General features: G+C 40.2%; 18 protein-coding genes. 9 read left to right on the top strand and 9 right to left on the bottom strand.

Going from position 1 to position 16261, the window contains the following annotated elements; translation table 11 throughout:
• Position 1: 1 nt before the first annotated feature.
• Complete coding sequence (locus HF974_03310; protein MBC2697367.1) at positions 2-280, bottom strand: hypothetical protein; 279 nt, start codon at positions 278-280, stop codon at positions 2-4.
• Positions 280-1416 carry a tRNA (N6-threonylcarbamoyladenosine(37)-N6)-methyltransferase TrmO gene (gene tsaA, locus HF974_03305; protein MBC2697366.1) on the bottom strand — a complete coding sequence of 379 codons (1137 nt, stop codon included), beginning with the start codon at positions 1414-1416 and terminating at the stop codon, positions 280-282. The genes HF974_03310 and tsaA overlap by 1 nt, the downstream gene beginning before the upstream one ends.
• Positions 1417-2105: 689 nt before the next feature.
• On the opposite strand from tsaA, the gene HF974_03300 reads away from it, so the two are divergent.
• Positions 2106-2252, top strand: coding sequence for a hypothetical protein (locus HF974_03300; protein ID MBC2697365.1), 147 nt, complete (start codon positions 2106-2108; stop codon positions 2250-2252).
• Positions 2253-2528: 276 nt separating this feature from the next.
• Here HF974_03300 and HF974_03295 read toward each other — a convergent pair whose 3' ends face one another.
• The gene (locus HF974_03295) at positions 2529-3164 is read right to left on the bottom strand and encodes a hypothetical protein (GenBank protein MBC2697364.1); all 636 of its coding nucleotides are present in this window, start codon (positions 3162-3164) and stop codon (positions 2529-2531) included.
• Positions 3165-3258: 94 nt separating this feature from the next.
• Between HF974_03295 and HF974_03290 the strand changes: the two genes are divergently transcribed.
• Entirely contained in the window at positions 3259-3582 is a 324-nt protein-coding gene (locus tag HF974_03290) for a hypothetical protein (protein MBC2697363.1), read from the top strand.
• Here HF974_03290 and HF974_03285 read toward each other — a convergent pair.
• The 3 genes from HF974_03285 to HF974_03275 are packed head-to-tail and all read right to left on the bottom strand — an operon-like array spanning position 3560 to position 7228.
• Positions 3560-5131 carry a DUF11 domain-containing protein gene (locus HF974_03285; protein ID MBC2697362.1) on the bottom strand — a complete coding sequence of 524 codons (1572 nt, stop codon included), beginning with the start codon at positions 5129-5131 and terminating at the stop codon, positions 3560-3562. The two genes, HF974_03290 and HF974_03285, sit on opposite strands and share 23 nt — an antisense overlap.
• 5 nt (positions 5132-5136) lie before the next feature.
• Positions 5137-6492, bottom strand: a complete 1356-nt coding sequence (locus tag HF974_03280) for a hypothetical protein (GenBank protein MBC2697361.1) — start codon at positions 6490-6492, stop codon at positions 5137-5139.
• A 7-nt stretch (positions 6493-6499) separates the two neighbouring features.
• Complete coding sequence (locus tag HF974_03275) at positions 6500-7228, bottom strand: hypothetical protein (GenBank protein ID MBC2697360.1); 729 nt, start codon at positions 7226-7228, stop codon at positions 6500-6502.
• Positions 7229-8072: 844 nt separating this feature from the next.
• Between HF974_03275 and HF974_03270 the strand changes: the two genes are divergently transcribed.
• The 3 genes from HF974_03270 (at position 8073) to HF974_03260 (ending at position 11181) form a co-directional block, all read left to right on the top strand.
• Positions 8073-8825: a DUF128 domain-containing protein gene (locus tag HF974_03270; protein ID MBC2697359.1), complete on the top strand. Its 753-nt coding sequence runs from the start codon at positions 8073-8075 to the stop codon at positions 8823-8825.
• Between the two features lie 212 nt (positions 8826-9037).
• Positions 9038-9955, top strand: a complete 918-nt coding sequence (gene rnz, locus HF974_03265; protein ID MBC2697358.1) for a ribonuclease Z — start codon at positions 9038-9040, stop codon at positions 9953-9955.
• A gap of 353 nt (positions 9956-10308) precedes the next feature.
• Positions 10309-11181, top strand: a complete 873-nt coding sequence (locus tag HF974_03260; GenBank protein ID MBC2697357.1) for a hypothetical protein — start codon at positions 10309-10311, stop codon at positions 11179-11181.
• A 292-nt stretch (positions 11182-11473) separates the two neighbouring features.
• Here the strand turns inward: HF974_03260 and HF974_03255 are convergent, their stop codons facing one another.
• On the bottom strand, positions 11474-12334 hold the full coding sequence (locus tag HF974_03255; GenBank protein MBC2697356.1) for a metallophosphoesterase: 861 nt from the start codon (positions 12332-12334) through the stop codon (positions 11474-11476).
• A 139-nt stretch (positions 12335-12473) separates the two neighbouring features.
• Here HF974_03255 and HF974_03250 point away from each other — a divergent pair, with 139 nt between their 5' ends.
• The gene (locus HF974_03250; GenBank protein ID MBC2697355.1) at positions 12474-13448 is read left to right on the top strand and encodes a radical SAM protein; all 975 of its coding nucleotides are present in this window, start codon (positions 12474-12476) and stop codon (positions 13446-13448) included.
• Between the two features lie 163 nt (positions 13449-13611).
• Here the strand turns inward: HF974_03250 and HF974_03245 are convergent, their stop codons facing one another.
• Positions 13612-14394 (bottom strand): peptidase A24, encoded by a 783-nt coding sequence (locus HF974_03245; protein ID MBC2697354.1) that lies wholly within the window; start codon positions 14392-14394, stop codon positions 13612-13614.
• A 1-nt stretch (position 14395) separates the two neighbouring features.
• The gene (locus HF974_03240; protein ID MBC2697353.1) at positions 14396-14749 is read right to left on the bottom strand and encodes a hypothetical protein; all 354 of its coding nucleotides are present in this window, start codon (positions 14747-14749) and stop codon (positions 14396-14398) included.
• Positions 14750-14858: 109 nt separating this feature from the next.
• Here HF974_03240 and HF974_03235 point away from each other — a divergent pair, with 109 nt between their 5' ends.
• The 3 genes from HF974_03235 to HF974_03225 form a co-directional block, all read left to right on the top strand.
• On the top strand, positions 14859-15032 hold the full coding sequence (locus HF974_03235) for a hypothetical protein (protein MBC2697352.1): 174 nt from the start codon (positions 14859-14861) through the stop codon (positions 15030-15032).
• Between the two features lie 192 nt (positions 15033-15224).
• Complete coding sequence (locus HF974_03230; GenBank protein MBC2697351.1) at positions 15225-15365, top strand: hypothetical protein; 141 nt, start codon at positions 15225-15227, stop codon at positions 15363-15365.
• Between the two features lie 590 nt (positions 15366-15955).
• On the top strand, positions 15956-16261 hold a 306-nt coding region (locus HF974_03225), incomplete at its 3' end, for a hypothetical protein (protein MBC2697350.1).

The raw sequence follows: 16261 nt of genomic DNA, 5'->3' as shown, positions 1-16261 counted from the left end.
CTCATTTACCTACTGTAAACATTTCAGCATATTCGCGGTAGTCTCCAGTGCCTGCTGGCACTGTGTAGTACATTCCAGTTTCGCCGAGCATCACCGATAGAGGATGTGCTCTCTCAAAATCCATATCCCCATTTTCTGCGAGATATCTATCATCAACCTCAAGATGCACGACCTTTCCGATGATGATTGAATATTTTTCTTCCCGGTCTACCGTGGAAATCAATACCACTGGCATCGGAAGGAAGTGTTCCCTTTTATTTGGACTTAATATTATATTCATCACCTCGTAACGTATATCCCGTCTCCGCACATCGCATAGTGCTCATCACCCGCGCACGGAATGCAGATCGGTTTATTATCCCTTATCCTCACACGCGTTTCCATGATATTTTCACCGCAAATTGAGCATCTTACGGATGTAAAGATTGGAGCATATTCCGGAAGGGTTATCGTTTTGTGCTCGATTGTGAAGACTTCATCATCAGCAACATCGAGTACTTCAAGTGATGCTTTTTTGAACAACTGCACCATCCTTGCACTCTCTTCAGGTGTTGGCACTTCACGCCTCACAACGATTTTTTCGAAAAGTGCATTTGCTTCAGGATGATTTTCAGCGCTGGATTCCTCATAATCCGGATTGAGTGCAATTCTTATTGCTTTACCATCCCTCTTTGCCACAGTCACTGCGGTTTTTCCATAATCCCTGTATATAAGGGAGTTGTTTCCGAAAGTACATCCGGTCACCATTTGAATACCATCGCTGAAGCAATTATTAGTTTCAACGATCGCTACAATCTCTTCCATTCCCGTGTTTGTTATTCCAAGTTCACACATGGCAATGTAGCCTGCCTTAACACCGTACGCTGAATGGCTGCAAAAATGCCCGTGCAATTCTCCGGTTTTCTCAAGAAGCCCTTTCAGGTCTCCTTTTTTTATCAACTCTTCTATATTCTTTCTATAGGAATTTCCATCCATCTGGTCACCTTCTGTTGCATTTTTAAACCATCCGATGTTTGCTTCACTAATCGCATCGATCCCGGTAGAGTATGGTTTTATATCGATCAGGGGTGTTTTATCGAGTGCGTCGACCCCCTTGATCCTTAAAACATTCCCTTTCCGCTCAATCAGTTCAGCGACATGGAATCCGATCGGATTGGGTCTGCTCGGAGATCGTGTCGCAAACACCCCGTGAACATCCGTATCAAACGGGGTGCGTGTCTGTAAAACACGATCATCCGCTCTATCGAGCCAGTAAAGAAGTATAAGATGGGAACATTGATCGATATCCTTCAACCCATCTTCGTACTCTTTGAAGATCTCTATCTCACAGGTTTCACTGGATGACCTTCCCTGAAATGGGGCATCCCCTATCGTCTTGTATGGGGTGTGCATAATTCCGATTGGTCTCAGTTCCATTATCCCTCCGATTTCATACGCCGTTCCAGTCATACAGCCACCTCATCCTGCTCGCATCATGGGTTATTCCTAAATTCATGGCCCTATGACTGATGCCTTCGCGATGTTGATTGATACACCCACAGTATCACTGACGCTCTATTCTGCACTTCCAATACGCAGTGTGTGCGTTCCTGCTGCCAGGCCAATCTGGCAAAAACCAATTGACAAGAGCACTGCTAAGATACACATTTCTGAGTGTGATTTAATTATTGTGTGTAACATAATTTATTTTTTACAAATTATGGTTAATTTATCATATGATTGTTCTAATTAGTTGAAATAGTGCTTTTTTTTATTGAAATGTATATGTTTATTATTAATTATTAGCTCAATCGTAACATTAAATTATATAAATATTTCTATTTGTATGCACATATCTAAGTCAAACATTGCGACGGCACAGCCAACCGCAGCAGAGCTGCGGTGTAGAGTGATTAAGATTAAAATATTATGAAACTGGTATTCAATAGGGCCGTAGAAAAGGTATAATATAAAATTATTTATGTTGTAACTACGAAAAAAAAGTCGTCTTAGATATCCGGATAATCAATTATTATGCCAAATTATCTCGAATTAGTACATTTTTTAACCAGAATCAAAAATCGAATACATGAAGATCTTAAAAATCATTTTCGATGTCCCATCAATTGAAAAATGTTACTCATAAATATCTTGATGAGTTTGGTGGTATTGGGATAATTCCTTCTTATGAGCTCAAATTATATGAACTTGTAAATAATTTGATACTTGCTGTAACAGTTATTGGGCCAAAGAATATATTTAAAATATTTTGAAAAATATTTCAATGTATACAATTGTCATGAACATTGGGTAAAATATTGTTCGCCGTTCAAGGAATATTTAAACCGATTGTGTGACTGTAGGTATTTTTTAATCAACTGAGGAAAAATAAAAAAAAATGTAAAGTGTAGAACCAGTATGTATTGCATGCACACCAATGTCAGAATAGAGATATTTCAAACTATTCCAAATTCGTGAACAAATTTTACTTGCTTCCTACACGATCACGAGATACACCGCAGCCAGTGGTATCGGATAAATATGATTTATTATTTTTTCCTGAATGCAAGATACACTGCCGCGAGTACACCTATCGAAAATAGTGCTCCGAATCCGGGTACGGGTTCGGTGGGTACGGGTGTTTTGGTTTCAGTCGAATCTGCCGGGATCGATGTAGTGGGCTTGGTTGTAGTCTTGGTTGTAGTCTTGGTTGTAGTCTTGGCTATAACACTTTCGACACCATCCCAACTTGCAGGTATTACATTTGCCATAGTATTGACAAGTAATCCTTCAGATATCCCCATGACGCAATCTCCTGGTACTATCGTCTCAAAATGTATCGTTGCAAGCAATCCGGATCCGGACACCCCATCAATGCCGGGAAGATTGAAGAGCACTCTGATTTTATTTTCGCTAACTTCCCAGTCAGCTATGGGTATGGTGGTTCCATCGATATTTCCATCATCGATACCTGTGACATTCACGACAGATGGATCAAAATATAGATCGAACTGCCCTGAATCGAGGTCGACAACATTTTCGACCTCCATCGTGACATCGAAATCGCCGTCCACCATTTCTGGAGCATTGACATTGACATTTGTTTGGTATGCTACTGCTGATGTTGCCGGTATCAGGACTATCATCCAAATTATACCAATTGTACATATTATTCTTGAAATCATAATATATTATCATAAATTATATCGTTTATAAAATTATCGTATGAAAAATTATGAAATAATTAACTATAAATACGTCTTTTACCATTGTTATATTATGTTTGACTGGGTTTTGATAATAATCGCAGGGATTGCATGCTACGCATTCGTTGCTTTTTTAGAACATAAAAAGAAGATCGACTTGGTAGACCGTGGACTGTGGAAGCCACAGGAAAATCAAGAAAAACCTGAACATAAATTAATTACCGGAATTTTTTTCTTACTATTGGGAGTAGCGCTTCTGATAGGATCGTGCTTGGTAGAGCCAGAATTGATGAGTGGATTATGTATTTCAAGTTTATTAACAATCGCGGCTGGAATAGCATTGATGATCGCTTACGTAATTAGTAAAAAGAATCTTACGTCCGTCTACCCCTCATAATTACAAATACAGCCACAAAGAAGCCGACCAGCATACAAACCAATCCTGCACCCGCTTTTTCATTTGTTTTGGCAGCAGAATTCGTGGCAGCCGCGGTGGTTGTTGCTTGATCTAAAGTATCGATTGTTTGTGTAGCATGTGGGGTTACTACCGGATTCACCTTGATCGATATTGTTTCTGAAACTACGGTTCCATCGTAACCTAAAGAATCTGCAAAGTGCACAACTGCGGGCGGCATTTCGACAGAACCGATTGTGTTCATTTTCATGCTATAACCGAATGTCTGACTTTCACCTGGCCTCAAAACCATCTCCGTGACGGGTACACCATCTGTCAGCTCAGCATTCTCCGGGAGGTAATCGGTTACATCAATACTCGCCAGTACATTCCCGGTATTTTTCACATCGATAGTGACGGTCACAATCCCATCCACGTTAATAGTTTCCGGGTTTACTGTTTTTGATAACTCTATCTTCGGACCATACACAGTAATACACGGAGAATCCGACCGCGCAGAACAAATCTTACCATCTTCAGTCCATTGCACAATCGCAGCCGGGATAACATATCCCTCTTCATTCGGCTGTAGTGGTTTTAATGAGTATGTAAAACTCCTGCACTCACCAGGCTTGAGATTCAATTCCCATTCCAGAGGTGAATCTTTATTCAACTCAAAGTCTGGAGGCAGGGTATCGCTTATCTTAATTGTGTTGATGGGATATGCACCATCATTTCTTAACGATATCGTGACTGTAGCAATATCATTAATGTAAATATTATCATTTATTGATTTTGTGATCCTGAACATGCCAAGTACTTTCACTGGATACGATTCGGAATATGAATATTTCATACCTTTCAGGTCATAATACTCGATGTTTACTGCTATATTGAATGCAGTATCCGTTACCACAGAAGGTACACTAAATCGCATTGTGATCGGATCAAACGCTGTAGTGTCCGTTTTACCATCCACAAGTTCCCCTTTTTCGAGTTCACTGTAATGATAATATGCATTTCCATTGATCATTTCGAGACCGTCTATATCCACATAAATGTCCATATTATGTGCCTTGGCATCCCCGGTGTTTTGAATGGTAAGATCTACTTCAATATATGATGAGTATGCAGAGTAATCATCCTTATCAGTCTCAAATTGCACATCAAAACGCGGCATACCCCGTGGTTCCATCTTGATCTTCGCCCATTGTTCTTTGGGCAGATCCGTTGTCCAATCCTGGGCCGGTAATGAGAATTCGAGGGCGGTCATCCTGATCTCATCGTCATAGATGTAGTTATCGTCCTCAACAAGTATTTGATCTGCGACCAGAATGCCGTTTTTATACAACTTTATCCCAACGAACCGTATTTCATTTTGGTTAGATTTGGGGAAATTATAAGGCTCCACGGTATAATTACCGTTTGAGATCATTTCACCAAGATGAAGTTCCTTTGAGTTACCGCATGCCCATTCCAGATCATCCTCGCTGTATGCGCAGGCAATGTTAATACACAAGATGATCAATAAAAAAAATACAAGTATCTTCATAGACATCAAACACTTCTAATTCGTATCAGCGCAAACATAAAAGCAATAAATCCAATCAGTGTATAAGTAGTCACAATATGATGTTCCAGACCGTTATTTTCAGTAGAATCTTCCCCCTCAATCGGGCTTGAAGGTGTAACTTTGGTTGATTGAGTCGTAGTATCTGTTATCATTCCACTTCCCCCTGCTGTTGTGGGAGACGAAGGCGTACCATTGGCTGATTGAGTTGAGGATGATGCCAGCGTAGAAGAAGTCGAAACCGGGTTTGGATACTTTTCATGTACAGGAATTACATCCACTTCTGTGTGCTTATCGACATATAGAGTCACGGCCTCTTCACTTGTTATATGACTTCTGGTAATCTTTTCATAATTTTCGTCGGTATCAGGATCGAACCATTCAATCTTAAACGAATGTAATGAATATTCATCCTTCCCGAACTCGTTTTCACCATAATCACCGGTATTTCCGGAAGAGATGCTCAAGTACTTCTTATAATTCCCATCAATATAGAGATAGACATCAAGTTTATCATTGTCGAGATTATTTATAAAAACATGAGAACTGATCTTATTTTCATCTTCAGCATGCTCATCGGTCTGGAGTATTATGGTTGTTACATCTGTTATGGTGTGTTCTTTGGTCTTCTCATACCATTCATCGGTGTCAGGATCGAACCACCTGATCGTGAATGTGTGTGTCCCCTCTTCCAGACCGTAATCATCATACTCTTTGGTCTTACCAGATGAGATACTCTCAAAACCCTCATCATTTCCATTGACCAGGAGATGAATATCCAATTTGTCATCATCGATGTTTTTCACATATACTGTAGTGGTATACGTCGTCAGTGTCCCAGTTGGTGGATCGCCAATGGTCACTATGCCATTAACCCAATTTGCAGGGATTTTATCTGATTTCTTATCGACAAGTAGTCCATCAGAGAGATCCAGGAAACTGATATCTCCGTTTTCTCCCAACACTTCAAATCTGATAGTTGCAAGAGTCCCTGACCCGCTAACACCAGTGACATCGCGAAGATTGAAGAGCAGTCTGATCGAGTTAGCACTCATGAAATAACTGTTATCTATTGGCACTGCTGTGCTCCCGATCTCCCCATCCTCTATATCATTCTTGAGATCGGTCACGTTTACAACGCTTGAATTGAATGATATATCAAACTGTCCGGAATCCAGATCATCGACATCATCGATCTCGATTGTAATATCAAATCTGCTACCAGACTCATATTCGGGAGCATCGACACTGACTGTCACTGCTGTTGCATTGGTTGTAAATACTATTAATAAAACCAGTATTGCAATAATATTTAGTTTCAGGTTTTTATTCTGTGCATACATAGTATCATCACTTGAGTATAGTTAATGTATAGATAAAAGCTAATAATCCGATTAACGAGTAGATTGCAATTAAATTGTGTGTTGTTAGCGTATCCAGTCCATCCGGGTCATCTCTTTCTGATGTCTCGGTCGGTACTGCTGTATCTGGCGTATCTTGCGCTGCAGGTGTGTACGATGTGGCCGATCCGGGTGTGGAATCGGGCGATGTGGTCTTTACAGAATTTGCAACTGGCGTTGGTGATGGTGTTGTATCAGCCATTGGTGTGGCGGCAGATTTTGATGCAGACGTTGAAGTACCAACTGTCACGTTATCGTTGAACCAGTTTGTATTTATTAAATTTGAATCCATATCAACGAGCACTCGTTCAAATGTGTCAGACAAGTCCATGATAGTGGTATCTCCGGGGTTACTAACAACTTCAAAAACAATCTTTGTCAGATATCCCGAACCACTTACTCCATCTGCACCGGGAATATTGAAAATCACCCTGATCCTATCATCATCCATGAAACGCCACATATCTATAGGCACTTCTGTATCATCTATACTTCCTGCCTCCACCTCTTCAACATTCACAATGCTTGAATCGAAGGAAAGATCGAACTGCCCGGAATCCAGATCAATTACGTTCTCAATATCAATCGTGACCTCAAATGTATCTGACACAAACTCAGGTGCGTTGACTCTGACATCAACGTCTGTATCTTCCGCTGCCGTAACTATCGCGAGTATCACAAGCAGTGTGATTGATATAAATAGTAATATTTTTTTTACAATTGAGTTCATCTTTATCATATCATTTCTACATTGCACAAATATCGTGGACACATCGATTTACGGAAGAGTTGACCGATCTTGTCGAACGAATATTCTCTATCATGTGTAATAACGCAGAATCCTCAGGTGCAAAAATCCTGCATCCGTTCAACATGAGTATCCAATCGGTATATCTCAAAGCAAGGTTCAAATCATGTATTGCCATTACGTCGTAGATTGCGAAGTCGTTATGAATATTATTTATATAATTATCAAATCTATTATTATTATTTAATATTACGATTGTTCCAAAAAGTAATCTTAAATAATATAAAACTTGTGCTTACAATTATGAGACTTTTTATTATTTCCTGATCTGTCAACTTTATTGTTTAATAACCAATGCTGACACTCAAACATCATAGTAAAATTTAGTTATAATTAACATTTTATATATATATGTGTGGTGAAAGGCAACCAATGTATCAATAAATCAATAGCAAAAGAAGTAGAGCATGGAAAAATCATCTAAGACATTCCAGAAACCGAACACAATGGAAAAATGTTTCCGTTGTTCACAGTAATTCCTCCAACAAACTGTTCTGTGTGTGGAAACAGGTTAAGACCAAACGAGAATTACGACCGATTCATAATTTCAAGCTATGGTATCATAGTTTGCCCAACGACCTACTGGATTTGTTCAGGTGGTAAAGGTATTGGTAATAGGCATCCTTTTAATGTGTTACATACAATATTCCTGACCATATCTATTATATGATCAGACCATGCGGTGAGAGTTATGGCAGTAAAAACATTAAGAAGTATGAATGGGAACCAGATCGTATTTACACTTTCAAATATCGAGGACCTGATATATGGTGTCTCGTTCGATCCATCATCTGGTTCAGGTAGGATTGTGACTAACATATCCTTAATAGATAGTGAGGATGTAGATAATATCCTGCCCATTTTCCGTGATGTGATGCTCAGTGGATTGACAGTCAGTCCGCTGGCAAAGATTCTGTTATCCGGCGAATCAGTGAATGATTTTGTCATCCCAAGCGGCAAGTGCGGCATCACAACAGTCTGCAGTATCACGGTGGACGGCATACTTTTAAAGCGCGGCATTCCGGTAAAGCCACGATTTGGTGGTTTGGTGGAAGTAAAGGACGGAAATCCCGTGCGTTTCACTGACCTGGTCAGGTATGACAGCACTACGATCGATCCCATGGAGATACTGATGTCCCAATCTCTTACTTCGGTGAGTGATATGCTTACCATCGGCTCGGGCAAGATACTGGCCAACCTCAGGGAGATCACTATGAATGCCAGGGATAAAGTGGAAGAAACACTGGATGATCTGGTTTCGGTGGGTTTCGGTGGTATCCTGGAAGTGGGAGAGCCTAATACCGATGTTCTGGGAGTGAGTGTGGAACGGGACCATTTCGGGGTTGTGGTTGTCGGCGGCACCAATCCCATGGCAGTGGCCCAGGAACAAGGATTTAATGTCGATACCCATGCAATGTCCAGTCTGATGGAAGTGGATGATATGACCCCCATTGACCGGCTTGTATAGTGTTACTGGTATGGTGTTACTGATATGGTGTATAAATTTCTCTTCAAATCCTGATATATTGAAATGCCAAGGAATACGAGCTTTTCCGACAATCTCTAATATTGTATCACATTACTTTTAAAAAATTGTATAATTATTATTTTAATTAATATTATTTTAATTTGTTAATAAAGGGCTAGCATTTAATAACAAAGATGACATAAAACTACTTTATGCTTCGAGTGATATTCCTTGGCACGGCAGGCAGTGTTCCCACACCTGAGCGCAATCCTCCGGCCGTACTTGTGAACAGGAAGGGTGAGCTTATGCTGTTCGATTGCGGTGAAGGTACCCAGCAGCAGATGATGCGTGCAAGGACAGGCATGGGCGGCCTGACCTCGATCTTTATCACACATTTTCATGCCGACCACATCCTTGGCATATCCGGCCTTGTACAGACCATGAACTTTAACGGCCGCACCGAACCACTAAAGATATACGGGCCTCATTGGGTCGAAGAATTTGTCAGGATGATGACGGCCATGGGGTTCTATAAATTAAAATATAACATCAAGGCAATCGAATTATATCCAGGGGATAAGGTGGACAGGGGCGACTATTATATCGAAGCCTTAAAGACCGAACACAGTGTGGCATCCCTTGGTTATGCACTTGTAGAAAAAGAGCGCCCTGGACGGTTCGACAAGAAAAAAGCCGTAGAACTTGGTGTACCGCCAGGCCCCCTGTTCAAGCGCCTGCACAATGGGGAAGATGTAGAAGTAAACGGTAAGATCATAAAAAGTAGTGATATTGTAGGGCAGCCGCGGCCGGGACGGAAGGTCGTATATTCGGGTGATACAAGACCCTGCGGCGGAATTTTTGTTGCCAGTAATAAGGCGGACCTGTTGATCCACGATGGTACCTTTGCCGATGATATGGTGGAATGGGCTAAAGAAACCCAACACTCCACAGCAGGCGAGGCTGCATCCATGGCATCCCTGGCAAATGTGCATCAACTTGTGTTGACACATATCAGTTCAAGGTATTCGGATGATACTTCCCAGCTGCTGGAAGATGCGAAAAAAGAATTCGAGAATGTGAGTATCGCCACCGAGTTCATGGAGATCGAGATCCCTTACCGTGACGATTAGTACTACTTGCTCTTTTTTTGTATCCACTTCTAAAAAGTATGGTATAACCTTAAGATTAGCTGTACTCGTTGTTATTTCATTATTTTAACGCAAAGAGTGTTATTATTTTAGCATGAAAGTACCCTTGGGTTCTTTCATCTTTTTGTGCATGTTATTCGAAGAATTTCATGTAGGTTTTCTTTGTGGTGAATTATAAAAAACACACCGCAAAGGACGCTAAGCATGTAAAGTCAAAAAAAAAGAGTATAATCTCTCCAGACATAACAAATATTTCCATAATACTTTCACCCCGCTTGGCTAACAGTTAATTCCAATACTGCTATTATCAGGGCAACAGTAAAACAGGTGTAAGTTTGCAGGACTATGATATAACTCTCAAAACTTTATCAGATAAATTTCCACATCATTTCGTAAATCTGGTATTTAAGGATTTTAAAGGAGAAATAACCCCACTTAATAAGGAATTGCCTGCCAATATACGAGAATCCGATTGTCTCATTAAAGTTAAGGATACTACTAAACATACTGAATTTATTCTACATCTTGAATTCCAGAGTTCACATGATATAAATATGCCACATCGTATGTTATCCTATTTTGCCAGGATATATGATATGTATAAAATCCCAATTTATCCGTTGGTGATATACCTTAACCCTGATAATTCCGGTCTTAATATTGTGGACACATTTGTAAATTCGATATATGATAAAGACATTCTTTTCTTCAAATATGAAGTATTAAAAATCTGGGAAATGGATCAAAACAGGATCATCGATAATAATTTATATGGTTTGTTTCCAATACTACCATTGGCAAAAGTCAGAGCAATCGATGATAAACAAAATTTAACTGAGTGCTTTAATCTGGTACGGAAAATAGGCATTGAAGATGAAGTATTAAAAGCTGATATATATGTTTGTACTGGCATATTAGCAGGATTACGCTATCCTAAAGAATTGATTAAAAGTCTAATGAAGGTGGAGAATATGGAAGAATCAGTAATATACCAAGATATTCTTAACAAAGGAAAAGAAAAAGGAAGAGAAGAAGGTATGGAAGAAAGTATCATTCAAATATTGTCTAAAAGATTTGGTAATATTTCTCCTGGTCTGGCTGATATTATTTATAATGCTAAAAATGAGTCACAATTACATAAGCTTATAGATTTAGCACTCTCAAGTAACAACCTCTCAGAATTTGAGGAACAAATTCAAAACACATAAACTCCAGCACATTGTAAAAATTGACTTGATCAACAAATTTTTCAATCACATTACTAACCCAGCCCTTTTCCTTGTACCATATTATAGCCCATCGAACAGATACTACATCATAACTGCACTCTACCGTGCTCTTTATGCGCACCGGATGCTATGCGATTGATATTGTGTTATATTTTTTATAACTAACATTATGGGTTTCATAGGCTACACCCACTCAAAATTAGCCGAACGTACTTGATTACACGTGGATTTATGTCCCCCTCAAAACCCTGAATCTTTGAGTGGATACCTTTTATTTACTATTTATGCTTCTTTTACTTCTCTTACTCCTTTTGTCAGGTCTCTTTTTCGTAATACCCAGTTTTCTCAGGTCACTTAGCTTTCCCAGTCTGGTACCGTCCAGCAAGTATGCCTGCGCATTGTCCAGTTCCACTGCCCCTGAGGAAAACACAGGACCCAGCAGGTCGCCATGCAGCGATTCATTGAATGCCACACCACCGCAGAGCTGGCAGAAGGCTGGCATGATCACCACTTCAGGGTCATACCATGGCAGGTCTCCCGCTTTTGAATTAAAATGTGCTTCCAGTATCTTGCGATTCAACCGGGTGCGTATCCAGGCAGGCTCAGCACTGCTGGAACCAAGTCGGTCAGTAAACCTGATGGTAGGGTGGTTGTGGGCCATTACAATGTGGTTGCAGGAGAGTAAAACAGGGTCGGGCCAGGTGTGGCCGTGGAAGTACCCGACACCGTCCAGCACAAAACCCCTGGCAGGTTGCAGTGTAACTTCAAGTCCGGGCAAAATGCCCCGGAGCAGGAATTCCATGTCTCCATCATGGTTGCCAGGGACTATATCAACCGCTGTACTTTTTGCTATGCTTTCAAGGAAATGGGGCACTTCCTCCCTCTCCTGCCAGGATATCCGGGGTACATTATGTTTCACATCCCCCAGCAGCACGACCCTGTCAGGTGCTGCTGCGTCTATATATTCCATTATCTTTGCAAGGCCCTGGCCGGACTGGCTTGGGACCACTATGCCGCTATTGCCCAGGTCCCACTCTATACCAAGGTGGATATCTGCCACCACCAGTACCCGGATATTATTCTCAACAACCAGACCTGATTCATCCACAAGTGGTTCAAGTGCTGCAGGCATATGCTAACATATAATATGATTGATTATAAATTCACAGGTCAGAATACTGCCAGGACCTGGGACCTGGTTGCAAAAGGATTAAATCGTGATAGATATAACCCAGGACTTACCATAAATACTATAATCAGATCTGGTTAATATGAGAACGTTTTCACCAATTCTTGCATCCAGGGCCCTCTGGCAGTTGCGTGTTAAAAAACGGCCCATTGTAATGTCCCATGGCATCAATGCCAGGTGCAACATGCACTGTGATTTTTGCGAGTACTGGAAGGAAGAAAAGGATGAGATGGAGACCGGGGATATCCTGCGCCTCCTGGATGAGGCAAAGAAGTTTGGTATCAAGTATTATAATGCATGGACTGTGGAACCACTGCTTAGGGAGGACCTGCCCAGGATAATGGCTTATGCACGCAGCCTTGGATTTATTACTTCCATGATAACAAATGGTAAGTTGCTCAAGCAGCGGGCACATGAACTGGATGATGTGGATTACCTGTCTGTATCAGTTGATGGGATCGATAGCTATAAGGATATCAGGGGCATGGATTTTGATGACCTTCTGGCCGGGATAGAAGCTGTAAAGGATGGGCGCAGGAACCCCATCTTGATCAATTGTGTCATATCAGGACAGAACCTTGAGGATGTCGTGCCGCTGGTACACCTGGCCAGGGATCTGGGAGTCTGGATATCTTTTGAGCCATTGGATGAATCAGAAGGTATTGACCCTGCTGTTTGGGAGATCATTGGAATACGTGATAATGTTAAGTATGAAAATGTGCTGGACCGGGTCATCGGGTTGAAAAAGGAGGGGTATCCTATCATTAATTCATTGACATACCTGAAAATGGTAAGGGACAGGAATATGGATTTCAGATGCCATGCCAGTGATCTTATATTAAATGTAACATCTGATGGCTGGATAGAGAACTGCAGGTTGAAGACGGAACATCTGGGGCATATCAGGGACGGATTGGTGAATGTGTGGGAGAGTTCACGGGAACAACGCAGGAAGATAACAACAGAATGTGAAGGCTGCCTGTTCTTTGGTTATGCGGAGGGGAGTATGTTGTATGATTTCAAGCCAGAGGTCATGGCACATTATGAGTGGATATGAGATGGCCGTTCAATAAAATTCAAGTTGTTGGGATTCTTTGTGACCAATAATCGGTTAAAGATGGGATTGAAGTATGTTTTTTCTCTACAATATCATGTGATGATAAATTGAATATTCAGAAGGTTCAGAAGAATAAAATATCAATTTATCAAAGTCACGATAATTAAAAATTCATTAATAAGAATTTTGTAAGAGCGAATATCAAATCACCATACAAAACAGCTACAAAGAACCCAAGTGTAATGGGTATCATAAAAGGCAGGCCCGGAGTGACCCATACCCGCCTGTCCATCAGGCCATCGGCAGCGAATCCTTCCAGTTCTTTTACAGTTTCCTCGTCGATACTTGCTCCACCGCGCCTGAACTTTGTATGAAATTCACCTTCTGAAAGATAGCATTCTTCTATCAATTTGATGTGTCTGTCCAGCAATTTTGAAATGTCTGCTTTAAATCCAACAAAGAGATATGCTGGCCGTTCTAACATCTCGCCCGGTTTTAAGGTGAACAGGTTATAGAAAAACAGGAACAAGGGTACCACTACGGTCAGCAGGACAGAATTCCCAAATACGCTAAAAGCGAAAAGATCGATGAGGGGCACGCCATTCAATGGCATTACAAGTCCGAACATTTCAATTGTTGGGTAAACGGGTATGATAATGGCCAGGACAATCAGGCTCTTGGCATCGGCTCCTCCAAAAGCACCGAACTGAAATAAGATATAGACAAATACGAATATTACACTTGCTGAAATTAAAAGCCTGACCAGGGCAGGTATTCCACCGTTTATAACATCATATGTAACAAAAATGATGGCCCCTGCCAGCATTACCTTCCAAACCCGGTTAGATACACGCCTTGTCAGGATATCCGTATAGCAGGAATACAATAGAAATGGAGTACAATAAAGCACTTTCAACAAGTCGATAAAAACCATTGTATCTACCATTTTATTTTTCAATTATATCAATAATGCGCATCAGTGGATAATCCAGTGATTGATCGTATTTCAGTCCCACTGTTACCGTTGTGCCGCCAAAAGTGATCCTGGCCTCCACGTCCAGCATCCGGCCTTCCAGTTCGCAGTATTTGAACTTTTCTCCAGTCCTGCTGGTGACCATGTCCCTGTCTATCGTTACCGATATTTTTTCAACGTAGGGTTGCACTGATATGCTTTCCTTTATAGCCTGCTCAAGGCTATCTACAGTACTGATATTTACTGGAGCGCCTGTGAACTGATGATACAGAGCACCCAATTTGATGCCTGCCTCAAATAATGCGTTGTCCCTTTCAGTTATAACCATGTTTAGCAACTTACAAGTGAAAATATAAACCATTTGCTGTTTAATATCAAGAAATGCTATAAAGCGATTCAGTTGATTATAGATTGAATATTAATCTGAGAAATGTATAATGGTACATCTTTTTGTCGCTGAAGATACAAAGTTGAAAAGGAAATACCTAAACAATTTTATTGAAGAACATGCTTCAGAAGTTATAGAATCAACCGATAATTATGGGACTGTAGATGAATTCAGGGAGTATAGTTCAAAGGTTACATTTTTGGATACTGTCAGTGGTTGTTAAAATGAGATTGTCGGAAAAGTACCAAAATCGAAACATTGAATAAAACATATCTCTGTAAAACGCTATGAACTGTAGCATTGAAATTTCAGGTTTGAATGTAATATCTCAAAATATCGACTTTTCCGACAGTCTCAAAATATATTAATTATATTATATACTTATTGAGTACACAAACCGTTATTGTTTCTTCCTGTGGTCTCTATAATCTCTGTAGTTGATAATGAACTGGTTCCGGCTTCCATCCATTATTCCTCTCTCCTGCTGCCTGGGATTGCTCCACCTCTACGCCGCTGGGTGCCCCTTATGATCTACCACAACCTGCCGCCTTTGTAGTATGATGTGGTTAATCTACAGTAACCTAAAGATATGTAAAGTTGCGAAATTGGGTGGGAGGGGTACTAAATGTGAAGGTAAGAATCTTATGCCTTTGATGGATTTGAAATAAACATTGTGGGACTGTTCAATTGTAAGTATTTTAGGGGGATTGGATGCTTAAAGTCAAACAGGGTTAAGTAGTTGCAGAACATATTATAAAAATGAAGAGGTTTAGTAATTGTGGTTTGATTTTAGTAACTATTCAGCCACATATAAACGTTATCGATAGACTGAATAGTCCACAAATAGATAATTACACACAATTGTCAAACACCTTTGAAATCGATGGACTTGGACTCAGTAATAAAAACTAAACAATGTATCACCATAAACACAAATAAGTGGATTTTCGCCATTGGCATCTGGTCTTAAGTATGGCTGAATAGTAACTGATTTTAATCTGATTATCAATAAATCCAAGCTTTAATCGTAAAATTTTAATGGATGTAAAATTTTAATGAAAGTAAAATGTTATATAATACTTATTAATATAAAATAGAAATTATAACCTGAATATATAATAATCTATGTAGTTATTGGTGAAAAATATGCATTTATTGATTTTAGTGTTGCTTTCATTGTTGAATTTTGAGAATAGAACTGTCATAAGTGCAGTTTCTGATGTTACTATAAAACGAGGGGGGCAAATGAGGTTATTCTCTAAATGTTTAATTTTTTTTATTTTTGTGGGGCTGGCAATTGTTGTTGGTGTTAATGCTGATATCCCCCCCACTCCCGAAACCTTTACTCACACCACAGGAAACTTCTGGGTAAATTATACCTGGGAAGCAAATCCAAGCGGTAATATCGCTGACAGTTATAATGTCAGTATCAACGGTGACTGGACAAATAAA

It is taken from the genome of ANME-2 cluster archaeon, assembly GCA_014237145.1.
GTDB lineage: Archaea > Halobacteriota > Methanosarcinia > Methanosarcinales > Methanocomedenaceae > Methanocomedens_A.
Note: the sequence above shows the minus strand (reverse complement) of the source record. Positions and strands in the feature narration are given on the sequence as shown.